General features: G+C 74.4%; 15 protein-coding genes. 5 read left to right on the top strand and 10 right to left on the bottom strand.

The features are described from left to right. Position 1 precedes the first annotated feature (1 nt). The gene (locus tag RMN56_RS22260; protein ID WP_313719457.1) at positions 2 to 871 is read right to left on the bottom strand and encodes a hypothetical protein; all 870 of its coding nucleotides are present in this window, start codon (positions 869 to 871) and stop codon (positions 2 to 4) included. An 89-nt stretch (positions 872 to 960) separates the two neighbouring features. Here RMN56_RS22260 and RMN56_RS22255 point away from each other — a divergent pair, with 89 nt between their 5' ends. Beyond that, a complete protein-coding gene (locus RMN56_RS22255) occupies positions 961 to 1938 on the top strand; it encodes a hypothetical protein (protein WP_313719456.1) in 978 nt (325 codons plus the stop codon). A gap of 28 nt (positions 1939 to 1966) precedes the next feature. Continuing rightward, positions 1967 to 2104 (top strand): hypothetical protein, encoded by a 138-nt coding sequence (locus RMN56_RS22250; RefSeq protein WP_313719455.1) that lies wholly within the window; start codon positions 1967 to 1969, stop codon positions 2102 to 2104. 1 nt (position 2105) lies between these two features. Here the strand turns inward: RMN56_RS22250 and RMN56_RS22245 are convergent, their stop codons facing one another. After that, complete coding sequence (locus RMN56_RS22245; protein WP_313719454.1) at positions 2106 to 2471, bottom strand: hypothetical protein; 366 nt, start codon at positions 2469 to 2471, stop codon at positions 2106 to 2108. A gap of 54 nt (positions 2472 to 2525) precedes the next feature. Then, complete coding sequence (gene murD, locus RMN56_RS22240; protein WP_313719453.1) at positions 2526 to 3872, bottom strand: UDP-N-acetylmuramoyl-L-alanine--D-glutamate ligase; 1347 nt, start codon at positions 3870 to 3872, stop codon at positions 2526 to 2528. A gap of 90 nt (positions 3873 to 3962) precedes the next feature. Here murD and RMN56_RS22235 point away from each other — a divergent pair, with 90 nt between their 5' ends. After that, a complete protein-coding gene (locus tag RMN56_RS22235) occupies positions 3963 to 5312 on the top strand; it encodes a MurL-like N-terminal domain-containing (RefSeq protein ID WP_313719452.1) in 1350 nt (449 codons plus the stop codon). An 11-nt stretch (positions 5313 to 5323) separates the two neighbouring features. Here the strand turns inward: RMN56_RS22235 and RMN56_RS22230 are convergent, their stop codons facing one another. Further along, positions 5324 to 7240, bottom strand: a complete 1917-nt coding sequence (locus RMN56_RS22230; protein ID WP_446685804.1) for a PucR family transcriptional regulator — start codon at positions 7238 to 7240, stop codon at positions 5324 to 5326. Between the two features lie 58 nt (positions 7241 to 7298). After that, positions 7299 to 8108 (bottom strand): TrmH family RNA methyltransferase, encoded by an 810-nt coding sequence (locus RMN56_RS22225; RefSeq protein ID WP_313719450.1) that lies wholly within the window; start codon positions 8106 to 8108, stop codon positions 7299 to 7301. A 111-nt stretch (positions 8109 to 8219) separates the two neighbouring features. Here RMN56_RS22225 and RMN56_RS22220 point away from each other — a divergent pair, with 111 nt between their 5' ends. Next, the gene (locus tag RMN56_RS22220) at positions 8220 to 10058 is read left to right on the top strand and encodes a thiamine pyrophosphate-requiring protein (RefSeq protein ID WP_313719449.1); all 1839 of its coding nucleotides are present in this window, start codon (positions 8220 to 8222) and stop codon (positions 10056 to 10058) included. 4 nt (positions 10059 to 10062) lie between these two features. On the opposite strand, the gene RMN56_RS22215 is transcribed toward RMN56_RS22220, so the two are convergent. From RMN56_RS22215 to RMN56_RS22195, 5 genes are all read right to left on the bottom strand, one after another. After that, on the bottom strand, positions 10063 to 10620 hold the full coding sequence (locus tag RMN56_RS22215) for a dihydrofolate reductase family protein (protein WP_313719448.1): 558 nt from the start codon (positions 10618 to 10620) through the stop codon (positions 10063 to 10065). Positions 10621 to 10764: 144 nt separating this feature from the next. Continuing rightward, entirely contained in the window at positions 10765 to 12969 is a 2205-nt protein-coding gene (locus RMN56_RS22210; RefSeq protein WP_313719447.1) for a transglycosylase domain-containing protein, read from the bottom strand. A gap of 174 nt (positions 12970 to 13143) precedes the next feature. Next, positions 13144 to 13941, bottom strand: coding sequence for a hypothetical protein (locus tag RMN56_RS22205; RefSeq protein ID WP_313719446.1), 798 nt, complete (start codon positions 13939 to 13941; stop codon positions 13144 to 13146). Positions 13942 to 14079: 138 nt separating this feature from the next. Beyond that, the gene (locus tag RMN56_RS22200; RefSeq protein WP_313719445.1) at positions 14080 to 15186 is read right to left on the bottom strand and encodes an SPFH domain-containing protein; all 1107 of its coding nucleotides are present in this window, start codon (positions 15184 to 15186) and stop codon (positions 14080 to 14082) included. Between the two features lie 4 nt (positions 15187 to 15190). Beyond that, positions 15191 to 15664, bottom strand: coding sequence for an NfeD family protein (locus RMN56_RS22195; protein ID WP_313719444.1), 474 nt, complete (start codon positions 15662 to 15664; stop codon positions 15191 to 15193). A 90-nt stretch (positions 15665 to 15754) separates the two neighbouring features. Between RMN56_RS22195 and RMN56_RS22190 the strand changes: the two genes are divergently transcribed. After that, positions 15755 to 17068, top strand: coding sequence for a serine hydrolase domain-containing protein (locus RMN56_RS22190; RefSeq protein ID WP_313719443.1), 1314 nt, complete (start codon positions 15755 to 15757; stop codon positions 17066 to 17068). Positions 17069 to 17254: the final 186 nt, after the last annotated feature.

Raw genomic sequence — 17254 nt, 5'->3', positions numbered from 1 at the left:
GTCAGCCCGGGAACGTGGCGGTGTCGGCGCAGAGCCGGAAGATCCGGGTCAGCCGCTCCACGTCGGCCGGGTGGACGGAGAACTCGTGCTCGCTGATCTCGCCGTGCGCGGTCATCTTCCCCTCCCAGCAGCTCGACCCGTCCCAGACCACGAGGTTGACATGCAGGTGCGCGCCGACCCCGCCGAGCGGCAGCAGCCCCACCCGCACGCCGGCCCGCCGGTGCGTCTCGACCAGCTCGGACAGCTCGGGAGTCAGGGTGGCGTAGGTGAAGATCCGGGTGATCCGTACGCCCCGGGCCAGGGCGGCGAGGTTCGCCTCCCGGTAGCGCCGGCCCACGTCACCGCGCCACCAGCTCAGCTCGCCGCTGACCCGGGGCATCACGTTGGTCAGCGCGACCAGCTCCCGGACGCAGTCCCGGGTGGCGCCGATCAGGTCCTCGGCGTCGTCGCCGGGCCGGACGATGCGGCCCGCGGCGAGCTGCTCGGCCTCCCGGCGGAACGCCGCGAAGCGGCGCTGCGCCTCGGCCGCCACCCGGGTCCCGGCGTGCCGCTCGGCCGCCTCGCGCAGCGCGCCGGCGAGCTGCGGGGTGGCGCCGACCAGCCAGGGCGGCCCGTCCAGCAGCGTCCGCAGGTGGAACCGGCGCTCGGCCCGGGCCAGCGAGTCGAGCACCAGCGAGATGGTGATGCCCATCAGCCCGGCCAGCAGCGACTCGACCCCGGTGGCCGCGTTGGTCAGGTCGAGCGTCACGGAGAGCAGGATGGACAGGGTGATGCCCACCAGGGCCACCGGGTCGGCGTGCGTGACCAGCCGCACCAGGTTCTCCGCCGAGCCGGCCCGACCCCGCGCCCGTCGCGTCGCCTCACCCGCCATCGGCCACCCCCGGTCACTCGGTGCGCTCAGGGTAGCCACGATCCACAACGGTCGGTCGGCGCGCGCTCGCCGCCGGTAGCATCCGCCGGGTGCGGACGACGGAGGTGGCGCTGCCGGCCGGCGCGGCGGGGACGACCCGGGCGGAACTCGCGGCGGGCATCGGCGCCTGGGTGGGCTCGCCCCCGCTGCGGGCCCTGGTCGGGCACTTCGGCGGCGACTGGCCGGCCGGCGACGTGGGCGCGGTGCTGGCCGGGCTGGACGACTTCTCCGCCCGGCACTGGGACTTCCGGGGCGGGCGGGAACGCCCCGACGCCCGGGAGCCGGCATTCGACCCGGTCACGGTCGGGCTCGTGCACGACGCGGCGACCGCGCTGGGCCTGGTCCGGTCCCTCCCGCCCACCCTGCCCCGGTACGCGCACCTGCTGGTCCTCGGCGGCCTGGCGCACGCCTGCCTGCGGCGCACCGCGTACGCCGCACACCTGGCCCGGACGGCCGCCGCGGTGTCCGGCGAGGTGGCGGTGCTGGGCAGCTTCCGGGCCCTCTCCCCGGCCGAGTCCCGCCTGCTCGCCGACGTCGGGGTGCCCGGCTGCGCCACGGAGGTCGACGTGCTGGACGCCGGGGTGCGCCTGGCGTTCGGGGTGGACGCGCCGAGCGAGGAGACCGGCGAGGCCGCGGACCACCCGCACCGGGCCTGGTCCTCGCGCACCTACCGGCCGGCCGGGCTGCCCCCGGTCCGAGTGCTGGCGGCCCCCTCCGGCGAGCCGGACCTCCGCCGGGCGCACACCGCCGACACCCAGCGGTTCTGGGCCGAGCACGTCCGGCTGCGGGTCGGCGACCCGGTGCTCATGGTGACCGCACCGATCTACGTCCCGTTCCAGCACTGCGACGCGCTGCGCACCCTCGCCCTGCCGTTCGGCTGCGGGATCGACACGGTCGGGGTGGACCCGGCGCTCGCCGCGCCGGTCCCGGTGCCGGAGCCCACCATCACGGCGGGGCGCTACCTCCAGGAGGTCCGCTCGGCGGTCCGGTCGATGCGCGCCCTGCACGCGGCGCTCGCGTCCGGCTGACCGGCACACGGCGGGGCCGGGTGGTCAGTTGACGTGGACGGCGGGGCTGCCGGTCCTGCTGGTGTCCCGCACCGGCGAGTACGTCGGGGAGAAGCACGCCGTGCCGAAGCAGAGGCTGGGCCCGGAGGACTTGGTCAGCACCTGGTTGGTGGCCCGGTACGGCTGAGTCAGCGGAAGCGGGCCCGGGCGATCGCCCGGGACACCTCCGCCGGCTCGTCCACCTCCAGGACCAGCCGGTCGTACGTCTGCCCCGCCAGCTCCACCAGCAGCACCTCGTCGGCGCGGTGCACGCACCAGAACGACCGCCCGGTGGACCGGGACACGTAGCGGCCCGCCATGATCAGCCCCGGCCAGTAGGCGCCCGGCAACCGGAAGCCGGAGCCCCGCCGGTACGCCTCCGCGCGGGACACCGGGCGGACCGACGTGACCGCCTCGGTGGGCACCGCGACCCCCGCCGTCAGCGCCCAGAACCGGTCGGCCCCGCTGAGCCGGACCACCAGCCGCTCCGGGTCCACGTCCACCGTCACCGCCATGATCACGACGTTAGTCCGGTGGACCGGCGCCGACCAGGCCCCGGCCGGCCCGACTCAGCGGACGGTGTCGGCGACCGCCTGCGCGAACACCTCCGAGCGGTGCTCGAAGTTGCGGAACCGGCCGTAGCTTGGCGCGGCCGGCGACAGCAGCACCACCCCGCCCGCCGGGGTCAGCTTGCGGGCCAGCCCCACCGCGGCGACCAGGTCCTCGGCGATCTCGGTGCGCACCGCCGGCAGCCCGGCCAGGACCTCGACGATCCGGGGGCCGCTGTCCGGGATGCCGATGACGGTGAGGTCCCGCTCGGCCAGATGGTCGCGCAGCGGGGTGTAGTCCAACCCCCGGTCCGTCCCGCCGACGATGACGGTCAACGGCCGCCCCTCGTACGCGTCGATGGCGTGCATGGCCGCGTACGGGCTGGTGGCCAGCGTGTCGTCGACGAAGGTGAGCCCGGACGGGTCGGGAATCTCGGTGAGCCGGTGGGCGAGGCCCTGGAACCCGGCGACCGCGACGGCGAGGCTGTCCTTGCGGGCCGCCACGTCGACGCCGAGCGCGTCGAGCACCGCCAGGGCGACGCAGAGGTTGCCCTCGTTGTGCCGGCCGACCAGGGGCAGCACGGCGCGCGGGAAGAGCGGGGTGTCCCGCAGGTGGAACCAGGGTGCGCCGTCCGGGCCGCTGGCCACGTGGGTGGCGTCCGGCGAGCCGGCCCGGACCGCCGCCCGGTCGCCCAGTTCGAGCGCCAGGCGCGGGTCGGCGCCGTTGACCACCACGGTGTGCGGGCCGTGCGCCAGCAGGTTGAGCTTGTCCCGGTAGTACTCCCGCTCGCCGCCGTGCGCGTCGAGGTGCTCGGGGAACAGCGCGGTCACCACCGCCACCCGGGGCGAGTCGGTCAGGTCGGCGCACTGGTAGCTGGAGAGCTCCAGCACGTACAGCTCCGCCTCGGGCAGGTCGAGCAGCGGCACCCCGATGTTGCCGCCGAACACGTTCGGCCGGTCCATCGCGGTGAGCAGGTGGCTGATCAGGCTGGAGGTGGTGCTCTTGCCCTTGCTGCCGGTCACCCCGACGGTCCGGTCCGCGTGGTCGGCCATCCAGAGCGCACTGCCCTGGGTCACCGGCACGGCGCGGCGGCGCAGCTCCACCATCCACCGGTGGGTGTTCGGCACCCCCGGCGAGCGGACCACGACGTCGGCGGCGGCCAGCCGGGCGAAGCCGTCCTCCCCGGTGACCAGCGGCGCGGCCGCGGCGAGTGGGCCCTCCCAGGGCAGGGTGAGGAAGTTCGCGCTGTCGTCGACGGCCACCAGGTCGGCCGGGCCGTGCGCGGCGATCGCGATCACCGCGGCCCGGCCCTCACGGCCGGCGCCCCAGACGGCGACATGACGTCCGCGCAGATCAGACAGGCGCACGGGCTCTCCTCGGGGATCGGGTCGGCGGGTGGGCGGGTGCGGTCCGGCACAGCCGGACACGGCCGGACGAACCAGGGCCTAGTATGGCGTGTGCCCAACGAGCAGCTGCGGCGGATGGACGCCTTCACCTTCCCGTCCTACTCGATCGACTTCGCCACGGGCGAGGTGTTGTTCGACTACGCCCTGACCGGCCCCGACGGTGAGCAGCGGTTCACCGAGGTGGTCACCCTGCCCCTGCCGGCGGAGCCGGCGTCCGACGAGACGGCGGCCACCCTCGCCCGGGTCCTCGAACTGCTGCACGTGGTCGCCGGGGTCAGCTACTACAAGACCGCCGCGCCGCCCCGGCTGGTGCTGCCGGCGCCGCTGGGCGCGGCCGCCGCCGACCTCGTCACCGCCGTCTACACGAAGGGCCTCGCCGAGTACGCGTACCGCAACCAGCTGCCGCACGTGCTGGAGCTGCGCCCCGAGGTGCCGGCCGGTGAGGTCGCCCCGCCCCGGGTGTACGACGACTCGGACCGCCGGCCGCTGTCGGCCGTCGGCGGTGGCAAGGACTCCATCGTCACGCTGGAGGCGTTGCGCCGGGCAGGCTTCGACCCGGTGCCCTTCTCGGTCAACCCGAACCACGTCATCGTCTCGGTCAACGAGGCGTCCGACCTGGTGCCGCTCGCCGCGCGCCGGCGGATCGACCCGGTGCTGTTCGACCTCAACGCGGCCGGCGCGTTGAACGGACACATCCCGGTCACCGCCATCAACTCGCTCATCGCGGTCGCCACGGCCGTGCTGCACGGGCTCGGGCCGGTGGTGATGTCCAACGAGCGCTCGGCGTCCGACCCGAACCTCGTCTGGCACGGCCACGAGATCAACCACCAGTGGTCCAAGGGCGTCGAGGCGGAGGGGCTGCTGCGGGTCGCGCTGGCCGAGCACGTTGGGCTCACCGAGCCGTACTTCTCGCTGCTGCGGTCGCTGTCCGAGCTGCACATCGCCCGGCTCTTCGCCGAGACCGAGCGCTACGACGCCGTGGTGACCAGCTGCAACGCCGCGTTCAAGCTGCGCGACCCGAGCGAGCGCTGGTGCCGCGACTGCCCGAAGTGCCGGTTCGTCTTCCTGGCCATGGCCCCGTTCATGTCCCGGGAACGGATCACCGCGATCTTCGGCGGCGACCTGCTGGCCGACGAGTCGCAGATTCCCGGCTACCGGGAGCTGCTGGGCGTCGACGGGCACAAGCCGTTCGAGTGCGTCGGCGAGGTGGAGGAGTCGGTGGTCGCGCTGAGCCTGCTCGCCGAGCAGGAGCAGTGGCGCGACGCCCCGGTGGTCCGCGCCCTGGTCGACGCGGTGCCGCCCACGGCGTGGTCGACGGCAGCCACCTCGGACGTCTTCACCCCCGGCGGCCCCACCTACGTCCCGGCCCCCTACGCCAAGGCCCTCACGGCCCTGACCTGACCCCTGCGCCGTCAGGGGGTGCGGACGGCGTCGAGGGCCAGCAGGGCCACGTGGAGCGAGAGGCAGGCCTCCACCGAGTCGAGGTCGACCTCGAGGATGCGGCCGATGCGGGCCAGCCGCTCGTAGAAGGCCGGCCGGGACAGGTGCGCCGCGGCGGCCGCCGCGGACTTGTTGCGGCCCTGTTCCAGGTACGCCCGGAGGGTGCCGAGCAGCTGCTCCCTCGGGTGCTGGGCGTCGTACGCCAGCAGACCGCCCAGTTCGCGTTCGACGAAGGTCTGCAGGCGCGGCTCGTCCCGGAGCAGGTGCAGCAGGCCGGCCAGCCCGACGTGCGGCAGCCGGAAGTAGGGCAGGTCGCGCCGGTCCCGGCGGGCCGCCTCGGCGAGCTGCCGGGCCTCCACCAGCGAGCGGCGGGCCTCCCGCAGGCTGCCCACCCCCGAACCGGCCGCCACGATCAACGCCGGGCCGGCCGGGCGCGGGCGGGACGCCGGGTCGGTGGCGCGCACGGCGGCGCCGGGAACCGCGCGGGCGGCCGGTTCGCCGGGGCGGCCGGAGCGGGGCGCCGGTGGCCGGGGCGGGTCGGCGTCGAGGCGTACCCGGCGCAGCGCGGCGGCGAACGCGGCGAGCGCCTTCTCCTCGGCGGCCGGGTCGGGCAGCGCCAGCAGCGCGCCGACCGCCTGGTCGTCGACGGCGCTGGTCAGCGCGGTGAGCTTGGCCTCGCGCAGCGCCTGGCCGACCGCCTCGGCGAGGTCGCGCAGCCGGGCCTGGCCGGCGTCCGGGCCGGTGTCCGGGCCCGGCCCGCCGCCCTCGGCCGGGTCGTCGGCCCGGTGCCGCACCACCACGCCGACCAGGTGCCGGCGGTCCAGGGTCACGCCGAGCGCCTTGGCGCGCAGCGCCACCTCGTCCACCGGACGGGAGTGGTCGATCAGGGCGGTGAGCAGGGTGCGGTGGATCTGCCGTTCCAGCCCCTCGGCGTCGCGCCGGATCAGCCGGCCCAGGGCCAGGGTGGAGGCGGCCCGCTCGATCAGGATGGTGATCCGGGTGGGCGGGGTGACGTCCGTCCCGGGACCCCGGTGCGGTGCCGGCCCGCCGTCAACGGGGGTGCCGCCGGTGGAATCTGTCGTGAGGTCGGTCGCCCCGGCGGTGTCCACCGGTTCCCGGTGCGCCCCGGCCCGCGTCGGGGCCGGCCCGCGGGTGGTCAGCTCGACGCCGGCCGGCCAGCGCAGCAGCAGCCGTCCCCAGTCCTGGCCCCGGGCGCCGACGGTGGTCACCAGCCACCCGCTGTCCGGGTCGTACGCGGTCCGCCCGGCCGGCCGGATCCCCCGGGAGTGCTGCTCCCAGCCGTCCAGCAGCAGCTCGGCGCTCTCTCCCGCCGGGTCGTACGCGAGCACCTGCCGGGACAGGTTCTCCAGCACCACCGGGCAGCCGGCCAGCTCGGCGGCCTGCCGGACCACCTCGGCCGGCTCGGCGCCCTCCACGGAGAGCTCGGTGAACCGCTGGTGGATCTCCTCGGTGGCGCGCAGCTCGGTGAGCTGGGCGTCCACGATCAGCGCGTGCACCGCCTCGGTGATCCGCACGAACGGGGTGGCCCGGCGCAGCTCGACCAGGGGCAGCCCGCGCCGCTCGGCGGCGGCCGCCATCACCCGGGGCACCGCGCTGACGTAGCGCCGGCCCAGCTCCACGACCAGCCCGGAGACCCCGACGTCGGCCAGGTCGCCGATGAACGCGCGCAGACCGGCGTCGTCGGCGGGCAGCCCGATCCCGGTGGTGAGCACCAGCTCGCCGCCGCCGAGCAGGGTGGCGATGTCCGGCACCTCGGCCACGTGCACCCAGCGCACCGGCCGGTCCAGGCCCGCGTCCCCGGCGACCAGGCGCGGCGCGCCGTGGCGCACCGGCACCAGGGCGAGCACCTCACGGACGGTAGGGAACACGGGCGACACGCTACCCTGCGTCACCGCCGATGCCGAGCGTGCCGGGCGGCCCCGGCGTTCACAGCGGGTCGTCGCGGCCCAGCTCCCAGCAGGCGACCGCGGTGGCGGCGGCCACGTTGAGCGAGTCCACCCCGCGCCGCATGGGGATCACCACCCGCACGTCGCTGGCGCCCATGGCGGCCGCGGTCAGGCCGGCGCCCTCGGCCCCCATGAGCAGGGCCGCGCGGGCCCGCTGCCCGGCGTCCAGCCGCTGGATCGGCACCGCGTCCGGGGCGGGCGTCATGGCCAGCACCGTGAAACCCGCCGCCCGGACCTGGCCGAGCGCGTCCGGCCAGGGCTCCAGCTTCGCGTACGGGATGGCGAAGACCTCGCCCATGCTGACCCGGACGCTGCGCCGGTAGAGCGGGTCGGCGCAGGTCGGCGAGAGCAGCACGGCGTCCACCCCGAGCGCCGCCACGGCCCGGAAGATCGCGCCCAGGTTGGTGTGGTTGTTGACGTCCTCCAGGATCACCACCCGGCGGGCGGTGGCCAGCACCTCGGCGGCGGACGGCAGCGGCTTGCGGCGGAACGAGGCGAGCACGCCCCGGTGCACGTGGAAGCCGGTGGCCCGCTGCAGCACCTCCTGGGTGGCCGCGTAGACGGGGGTGTCGCCCGTGTCCAGGTCGGCGAGCTGGTCCACCCGCTTGGCGTCGACCAGGTACGACCGGGCCGGGTAGCCGGCCCGCAGCGCCCGCCGCAGCACCAGCTCCCCCTCGGCGATGAACAGCCCGTGCGGGGGCTCCCAGCGGGTGCGCAGCTCCACGTCGGTCAGCGCGCGGTAGTCGGCGATCCGGTCGTCGTCGGGGTCGGTGATCTCGTGGACGGGCACCGGACGATTCTGCCTGGTCGGCCCGTCCGGTCCGGCACGGCCCGGGTTTCCGCCGTACCGGGCGGGGAACGGAGCCCGGGGAAAGCGGACAGCGACGAAGGGATCACCACGATGAGCGCGGACCCCACCGGCGACGGCCGGCTGCCCCGGGACGCCACGGTCGCCGACTACATCGTGGCCCGGCTGGCCGAGTGGGGCGTGCACCGCTACTACGGCTACCCCGGAGACGGCATCAACGGCATGACCTCGGCGCTGCAACGCGCCGCCGGCCGCGCCGAGTTCATCCAGGTGCGGCACGAGGAGACGGCGGGCTTCGCGGCCAGCGCCCACGTCAAGTACGGCGGCGGTCCGCTCGGGTGCGTGGTGGTGACCAGCGGCCCCGGGGCGATCCACGTGCTCAACGGCCTGTACGACGCCAAGCTCGACCACCAGCCGGTGGTGGCCCTGCTCGGGCACACGGCGCTGCCCGCCGAGGGCGGCGGGTACTACCAGGAGGTCGACCTGCTCGCCCTCTACAAGGACGTGGCGTCGGCCTTCCTGGCCCAGCTCGACGACCCGTCGCAGGCGCGGCATCTGGTCGACCGGGCCTGCCGGACCGCCCTGGCCCGGCGTACGGTCACCGCCCTGGTGCTCCCCTCGGACGTGCAGGACGAGCCGGCGGTGCCGGAGCCGCCGCACGCGCACGGCTACTACCACACCAGCGCGGTGCCCAGCAGCATGCCGACCGTGCCGCCGGAGGGGGAGGTGCGCCGGGCGGCCGAGGTGCTGCGCGGCGGCGAGAAGGTCGCCATGCTGGTCGGGCAGGGCGCCCTCGGCGCGGAGGACGAGGTCCGCCGGGTCGCCGACCGGCTCGGCGCCGGGGTGGCCACGGCCCTGCTCGGCTTCGCCGCAGTCGACCACCGGGAGCCCTGGGTGACCGGCGCGATCGGCCTGCTGGGCAGCCGCCCGAGCTGGCAGCTCATGCAGGAGTGCGACCGGCTGCTGATCGTGGGCAGCAACATGCCGTACTCGGAGTTCTATCCGCCGCAGGGCACGGCCCGGGCCGTGCAGATCGACCTGGACGGCAGCCGGATGGGGCTGCGCTACCCGACCGAGGTGAACCTGACCGGGGACGCCGCACCGACCCTGCGGGCGCTGCTGCGGGAGCTGGGCACCGGGCCGGTGCCGACCGCCTGGCGGGCCACCCTGGCCGACGCCACCGCGAAGTGGCGGCAGTCCCAGCGGGAGGTGGCCGAGCAGGCGGCCGACCCGGTGAACCCGCAGCTGCTCTTCGCGACCCTGGACGACGCCCTGCCGGACGACGCCATGCTGGCGGTGGACTGCGGCACGGCGACCGCCTGGTACGCCCGCCACATCCGGGTCCGCCCCGGCATGCTGGCCAGCCTCTCCGGCACCCTGCTCTCGATGGGCGGCGCGATGCCGTACGCCATCAGCGCGAAGTTCGCCCACCCGGACCGCCCGCTGATCGCGCTGATCGGCGACGGTGCCATGCAGATGAACGGGGTCAACGAGCTGATCACCGTGGCGAAGTACTGGCGGGAGTGGGCGGACCCGCGGTTCGTGGTGCTGGTGCTCAACAACCGCGACCTGTCCTTCGTGAGCTGGGAGCAGCGCTCCGGCGAGGGGACGCCGATGTTCCCGGCGAGCCAGGACCTGCCGGACGTGGCGTACCACCGGTGGGCCGAGGTGCTGGGGCTCGACGGGGTGCTGGTCGACTCCCCCGACCAGGTGCCCGACCTGTGGCAGCGGGCGCTCACCGCCGACCGGCCGGTGGTGGTGAACGCGGTCGTCGACCCGGCGGAGCTGATGCTGCCCCCGCACTTCACCGCCGAGCAGGCCCGCAAGACGGCCGCCGCGGTGCTGCGCGGGGACAGCGACCGGACGGAGATCATCCGGCGCGGCCTGCCCTCGGTCCTGGCCACGTACCGTCCCCGCCGCCGGGGACGGTGAGGAGTCACGCCCGCTCGTAGCGCAGCAGCACCGACCGGCCGTCGAAGGCCCGGGTGCCGGTCAGCCGCAGGCCGAGGCGCTCCTTGCCAGGGAAGACGGGGCTGCCCCCGCCCAGCACGACCGGGTGCACCACCACCTGGTACTCGTCGACCAGCCCCAGCTCGCCCAGCGCGGCCGCCGCGCCGGAGCCGCCGGTGAGCAGCAGGTCCCGGCCCGGCTGCGCCTTCAGCTCGGCGACCTCGGCGGCCAGGTCGCGGCCGATGACCCGGGCGCCGTACTCGGCGCTCTCCAGGGTCCGCGAGACGACGATCTTCGGGGTGCGGGCCCAGACGGGAGCGAACGCCACGTCGTGGGGGTCCTGGGAGATCTGCTCGGCGCGCGGCCAGTACCAGGACATCAACTCCCACACCTTGCGGCCGTAGAGGAAGGCGTCGGCCCGGTCGGTCAGCTCCATGGAGTACGCCGACAGCTCCGGCCCCATGTCCGCCCAGTCGAACTCCCCGTTCGGCCCCTCGATGAAGCCGTCGACCGACTGGTGCACCCAGTAGACGAGCTTGCGCATGCTGTCCTCCGCTTCCGGTGGCGCCCGGGCGGGCGCGCTCACCGGTGGGTCGGAGCCGACCGACCGGATCCGACCGGCGGCCGAGAACTTTTTCGGAAAAGTCGCCCGGAGCGGCGGCGTTGGCAGGAAGCCCTTCCTTGCCGGTCAGCCGCGGTTGCGGCCCTGGAGCCAGCGGAGGAGGTCCGAGGGAAGGTTGTCGCGGTCCTGCCGGCGCTGCTCGGGACGCGGGGTGGGGCGCGGCTGCGGGCGCTGCGGGTCGCCGGCCAGCTCGCGGCTCGGCGCCGTGAAGTCCTTGACCGGCTTGCCGTCCACCGCCGTCCGGATCACCCGGGCGACCGCGTCGATCACCTTGGCCTGCACGGCCGAGCCGACCAGGTCGGTGGCGTCGTCGGGATTGGCCGCGATGCCGGCCACGGCCACCTGCGGGGTGAACCCTACGAAGGTCTCGGTGGCGTTCTGCTCGGAGCTACCGGTCTTGCCGGCCACCGGGCGGTCGACGATCCCGTTCACGGAGGTGGCGGTGCCGCCGTTGCACTGCCCGTACGCCGACTGCTGGCCGACTGGGCACCGGGCCGCGTCGGTGGCCGCGCGGGCCACGTCGGCGTCGAGCACCTTCCGGCAGGAGGGCTGGCCGACGTCGACCTTCTCGCCGTTGGCCGCGGCCACCGACACCACCGGCAGCGGAGTGCAGTAGGTGCCCTCGGCGGCCACCGTGGCGTACGCGTTGGCCAGGTCGAGCGGGGTGGTGGCCGCGACGCCCAGGGTGAACGCGCCCCAGTTCTCCGCGTTCTCCTTGGCGAAGGCGGCGTCGGAGTCGGCCCGGAAGGTGATGCCGAGCCGCTGCGCCATCTCCACCACCTTGTCCTCGCCGACCTGCTCGGCCAGCCAGACGAAGTAGGTGTTCACGGAGCGGCCGAAGCCGTCCCACATCATCCGGTAGCCGTCCATCCAGTCCGGGTTGGCGTTGGCCGGGCACCACCTGCCGGCGCAGTTGCCCTCGTCGTCGGAGGCGTAGCGGGTGGGCAGCTTGGCCGGGGCGTCGAAGCCGGTGGCCAGCGGCTTGCCGGCCTCCAGGGCGGCGAGCATGGTGAACAGCTTGAACGTCGAGCCGGCCTGGTAGCCGTCGACGCTGGCGCCGCCGGAGATCAGCGGGTTGACGGTGTTCGGGTGGTTGGCCTGTCCGGCCGGGTTGTCGGCGAGGCTGTAGTGCCGGTTGACCGCCATGGCGAGCACCCGGCCGGTGCCCGGCTCGACCGCGGCGATCGGCAGGGCGCGCTTGTTGCCGTAGCCGTAGACGGCGGTGGCCTGCTTCTGGGCGGTCTGCTGGATCTTCGGGTCGAGCGTGGTGACCACCTGGTAGCCGCCCCGGCGCAGCGCCTGCTCGCGCTCCTTGACGGTGTTACCGAAGGCCGGCTGGGCGAGCCACCACTGGCGCAGGTAGTCGCAGAAGAAGCCCCAGTCGTCGTGGCCCTGGGCGACCGCGGTGCAGCCGTTCGACTGGGCGGTCGGGTGCAGGGTCAGCGGCTCGGCCGCGGCCGCGGCGGCCTGCTGCGCGGTGATCGCGCCGGTCTCGGCCATCGAGTCGAGGACGTACCCCCGCCGGGCGAGCGCCTGCTCCTTGTCGCCGTCGATCGGGCTGTACTCGTCGGGCGACTGGACCAGGCCGGCGAGCAGCGCCGCCTCGCCCAGGGTCAGGTCGGCCGGGGCCTTGCCGAAGTAGCGCTGGCTGGCCGCCGCGACGCCGTACGCGCCGGAGCCGAAGTACGCGATGTTGAGGTAGCGGTTGAGGATCTCGTCCTTGCTGAGCGTCTTCTCCAGCGCGTTCGCGTACCGGATCTCCTGGAGCTTGCGCCCGACGGTCTGCTCGGTGGCGGCCTGCCGCTCCTCGGCGGTGCGGGTCGGGTCGGTCTTGAGCACGTTGCGGACGTACTGCATGGTCAGCGTCGAGCCGCCCTGCTCGGTGCCGCCGCCCTTGACGTTGGCCACCAGGGCGCGGGCGATGCCGCGCAGGTCGGCGCCGCCGTGCGAGTAGAAGCGGCGGTCCTCGGCCGCGATGATCGCCTGCCGCATCACCGGGGCGATCTCGGCGAGGGGGACGTCGCTGCGGTTGACGTCGTAGAACGTGGTGATCAGGGTCTTGCCGTCGTTGGCGTAGAGGTAGGAGCGCTGCGGCTGCGCGGGGGTGCGCAGCGCGTCGGGCAACTCCGCGTACGCCCCCAGGCCGGCCTGGGCCGCGAGCCCGCCGAGCAGCCCGCCGGGAAGTGCGGCGACCGCGAGGACGAGCCCGGCGAGCACGCCGGCGAGGAGCACCGTGAAGAGCCGCGACAGCGGCGACCGGGGAGACGGCATGGACACCAGGATTGCCGCGAATGCCACCAACCGGCCACCCCGCCAGGCAACTGTCAGTTACCTCACGGCAACCTCCCAGCTCGCCGTGACCCGCCGATCATGAGGTTGACGGCGATGTGGATCTCCTGGAGTGCCGCCAACCCCATGATCGACCGAGCGGGGTGGTGGGACCCGTCAGCCGGCGGCCAGGGGGCCGTTGGGGGGTGGGGCGGGGGTGGCCGCGACGCTGGCCGCGACGGTGTCGCGGGCGATCGTGGCCGGGACGAGGCGGCCGGATCGGTAGCCGATGCCGATCCCGGCGACCAGCACGAAGATCGCGCCGAAGGTCTGCAGCGAGCCGATCAGCGCGCCGCCCAGGCCCAGCAGCGGGGCGGCGATCATCAGCATGACGCCGTCCCCGTACGAGAACATCCCGGAGCGGGCGACCGACCAGCCGGTGAGGAACCAGCCCAGGCTGTAGAAGGTGGCGCCCACCAGGACCAGGGTGCGCGCGGTGGTGCCGAAGACCGGCGCCTGCTCGGCCAGCCCGGCGAAGGGCAGCATCAGGACCATCCCGCCGATGCTGGCCAGCAGCCCGACGAGGGCGATCCGCCGGCACCGGGTGGCGGCGAGCAGGCCGGCCAGCGCCAGCAGGGCGAGCAGCCCGAGCCAGACCGCGGCCACCCAGCCCACGAGGTAGACCGGCTGGCCCTCCGCCGGGTACGGGTCGTTGCCCACCCCGCCGTCGCTGGCCATCGCCACCAGGCCGTAGAGGACCGCGTACGCGGGCAGCAGCCAGACCGCCGCGCGGGCGAACCGGCGGATCGACCAGGCCCAGCTCGCGTCCGTGGCCGGGGCGGCAGGCCCGGGCTCGGAGACGAACGGCAGCACCCCGAACCCGCCTCCGGTACGCCGGCTGCCGAGCGGCCCGGCCGGATCGTGCGCGCCCGGGACGGGGGTCCTGGAGAACAGCCGGTTCGCCGGATCCTTCATGCGCCACCTCGCTCACTGTGCGGGCGGCGCGGGACGCGCAACGGCGCCCCGGTCCTGGTCACCACCCGTCCTCAGACCGATGGTGGCAGGCGCCGGGGCGCCGTATGAGCGATTCTCGGATTTGCCGACGGCCCTGGTTCAGCCCCGTTCGCGCTGGTCCGACGGGTCGTTGAGCAGGCTCTGCGGGGAGACCGGCTCGGGCGCCGGGAGCCCCTGCGGGGCGTTGCCGCCGGTGGCCTGGGCCTCGGCGACGCGTACCTCGTTGTGGATCTCCTGAGCCGCCGTGGCGGCGGCGCGCGCGGCCTCGGCGGCCTCGCGCTCCACCTCGCTGGCGCTCTTGGTGGCCTCCGGCGACGGGACGTCGCCGACCATGTTGGCCAGCCCGCCGAGCGCGCCGCCCATGCCCTCCAGGGCCTTGGTCAGCTCGGTCGGGACGATCCAGACCTTGTTGGCGGTGCCGTTGGCGATCTGCGGCAGGGCCTGGAGGTACTGGTAGGCGAGCACCTTCTGGCTCGGGTTGGCCTGGTGGATCGCGTCGAAGACCGTCCGGATCGCCTTGGCCTGGCCCTCCGCCTGGAGGATCCGGGCCTGCCGGTCACCGTCGGCACGCAGCACGGCGGCCTGCTTCTCGCCCTCGGCCGTGAGGATCTGCGACTGCTTGTGGCCCTCGGCGTTGAGGATGGCGGCGCGGCGGTCCCGCTCGGCGCGCATCTGCTTCTCCATCGAGTCGCGGATGCTCGGCGGCGGCTCGATCGCCTTGATCTCGACCCGGGTCACCTTGATGCCCCACCGGCCGGTGGTCTCGTCCAGCACCCCGGAGAGGTGCCGGTTGATCTCCTCGCGGCTGGTCAGCGCGCGCTCCAGGTCGAGCGAGCCGATCACGTTACGCAGGGTGGTGACGGTGAGCTGCTCGATGGCCTGGAGGAAGTTGGAGATCTCGTAGGTGGCGCGGACCGAGTCGACCACCTTGAAGTAGAGCACCGTGTCGATCGAGACGACGAGGTTGTCCGAGGTGATCACCGGCTGCGGCGGGAAGCTGACCACCTGCTCGCGCATGTCGACCTTGGTCCGCACCGCGTCGATGTACGGCACCAGCAGGTTCAGGCCCGGGTTCAAGGTCCGCTTGTACTTGCCCAGCCGCTCCACCACGTCCTGGCGCTGCTGCGGCACGATCCGCACCGCCTTCACCAGCGTCACCACGACGATCACGGCGACGGCGATCAAGACGATCGCTGCAAACTCCATATCTTCACCTTTTCCCTTCGGGCAGTCCGCCCGGGGTGGAAATCTCGTCCTGCCAGACCAGGGCGGTCGCGCCCCGGACCTTTATCACCTGCACCCGCTCGCCCGCCGCGTAGCTGCGCGTCGCGTCGTACGACCGGGCCGTCCACAGCTCACCGTCGATCTTGACCAGGCCCCGGTCGGCGTCGACCGGCTCCAGCACCACCGCGCTGGACCCCTCGATCGCCTCGACCCCGAACGGCTGGTCGCCGCTCTGCAGCGCCGGCATGGCGTGCCGCTTGATGACCGGCCGCACCAGGGCCGCCGACAGCGCGGAGACCACCGCGAAGACCAGCGCCTGGAGCGCGACGGGCGCGCCCAGTGCGGCGGCCCCCGCGGCGGCGAAGGCCCCGGCCGCGAACATGATCAGGAAGAGCGTCGTCGTGAAGATCTCGGCGACCGCCAGCAGCACACCCAGCACGATCCAGAACACGGCGTCCACCCTTAGATCGTGACACGCCGACGCACACAACAACGACCCGCATGATCACCTAAGCTCGGCACCGCGCCGACGAGCGCCGAGGAGGATCACATGGCCCTGCTGCCCGAGACCGCCCGACAGGTGGACCTGCTGGTCGCGCGGGCCCAATCAGAGGGGCGCGGCCCCTCGCTCGCCCTCGGCGTGGTCCGGGACGGCGACCTGGCGCACGTCGCGCTCGCCGGCGAGCAGCCCCGCCCCGACGCCGACCTCCAGTACCGGATCGGCTCGATCAGCAAGACCATGACCGCCGTGCTGGTGCTGCAGCAGCGCGACGCCGGCCGGTTGGACCTGGACGACCCGCTGGACCGGCATCTCCCCGGCACCCCGGTCGGCGCGCTCACCGTGCGCCAGCTGCTCGGGCACGCCAGCGGCCTGCAGCGGGAGCCGGACGGGCAGTGGTGGGAGCGGACCGCGGGCAGCGACCTGGCAACCCTGCTCGCCGGGCTCACCCCGGCGAAGATCGCCCACCCGCCGCACCGCGTCTACCACTACTCGAACCTCGCGTACGGGCTGCTCGGCGGGGTCCTGGAGCGGCTCACCGGCACGCCCTGGGCCGACCTGCTGCGCGAGCGGCTGTTCGAACCGCTGGGCATGCGCCGCACCACCTACCACCCGACCGAGCCGTACGCCCGCGGCTACGTGGTGCACCCCTGGCACGACACCCTGCGGGAGGAGCCTCGCACCGACACCGGGGCGATGGCGCCGGCCGGCCAGCTCTGGTCGACCGTCGAGGACCTGGCCCGCTGGGCCGCCTTCCTGGCCGACCCGGCCCCAGACCTGCTCGCCCCGGCGACGCTCACCGAGATGTGCGCGCCCGTGGTGATCAGCGACCTGGACGCCTGGACCGGCGGGCACGGACTGGGCGTGGAACTCTACCGGGTCGGCGACCGCGTGTACGTGGGCCACGGCGGCTCGATGCCCGGCTACGTCGCCGGCCTGGCCGTGCACCGCCCCACCCGCACCGCCGTGGTCGACTTCGCCAACTCGTACGGGCTGCGCGGCCACCACATCGTCGGCCTGGCCCGGGAGGTGCTCACCCGGGTGCTCGACGCCGAGCCGGCCGTGCCCGCCCCGTGGCGTCCGGCCGGGGCACCGCCCGCCGCCGACCTGCTGGAGCTGACCGGCCGCTGGTGGTGGATGGGCAACGAGTACGAGTTCCGCGTGGACCCCGCCGGTGACCTGCTGGGCGGCCTGGTGGGCAACCCGCAGCTCCGCTTCACCCCGGAGGCCCCCGACCGCTGGCGCGGCCGCTCCGGCTCGCAGGACGGGGAGATCCTCACCGTGATCCGCGACGAGGCGGGCCGGGCCGTCGCCCTCGACATCGCCACGTTCGTCTTCACCCGGACCCCCGACCAGGAACCCTGACCGACCCCGCCCGGGCACCAGATCCGGACCACCAGTGCCGTTCCAGCCGCTATGAACTTGATGACGTGGATGACTCACCCGGCGCTCCACGAGGACGGCCGCTCACCCCGCGATCCGTTCACGTCATCAAGTTCGTAGCGCCCCCAAGGTCCCACCCCACCGACCGGCGGCACCGACCCGCGGACC

The organism is Micromonospora halotolerans (assembly GCF_032108445.1).
Classification (GTDB): domain Bacteria; phylum Actinomycetota; class Actinomycetes; order Mycobacteriales; family Micromonosporaceae; genus Micromonospora; species Micromonospora halotolerans.
Note: the sequence above shows the minus strand (reverse complement) of the source record. Positions and strands in the feature narration are given on the sequence as shown.